Source organism: Pseudoalteromonas sp. SWXJZ94C, assembly GCF_015864385.1.
GTDB lineage: Bacteria > Pseudomonadota > Gammaproteobacteria > Enterobacterales > Alteromonadaceae > Pseudoalteromonas.
The window spans coordinates 1-513 of record NZ_JADYXF010000175.1 but is presented as its reverse complement, the minus strand read 5'-3'; the positions used below and the strand labels follow the sequence as shown (position 1 = coordinate 513).

Here is a 513-nt window from a genome sequence, read left to right as displayed (position 1 = left end):
GATTTTATTTGCCATTCTGATTATTGTCATGGCAGGTATTTTCCTTGTCAATCTTGTGCTTGGAGACATTACTAGAAGTATGGCGATTGAGGCGTTCGAATACTCAGGCTTTTTACTAGGTTTATTCGCCATACTTTTGGTCATACAGTACATACTGATTGGCAACACTAGTCCAATGCTTTTGTTTAAGCGTAAAAGTCGTTATCCAAGATAGTAAGAAATTTATCTCAGCCTTTTACACGTAAAGCCTTGAGCCAATGTGCAAGTCATCAAAAATAATGATAGGTATTCATATAAAGTCATCTATGTCTCCTTTTTGGTTAAAAATTCATGAAGTAGGTTTTTCTCCCTACTATACGTGTAACTTCTAATATTTCAGACATAAAAAAAGACCCTGAGTTATGACTAAAGGTCTTGTTTGACTCCTATACTAGAACACAAACTGTCGGCTGTATGCTCAGTGTTTACGGTGTTTTTTGATTATTATTTTTGACAATACCAACCATAAAACCA

General features: G+C 34.9%; 1 protein-coding gene. It reads left to right on the top strand.

Annotated elements, in window-relative coordinates; translation table 11 throughout:
* Window positions 1-214 (top strand): hypothetical protein (locus I6F65_RS21940; RefSeq protein WP_231613276.1); only part of this gene is annotated, 214 nt, incomplete at its 5' end.
* Window positions 215-513: the final 299 nt, after the last annotated feature.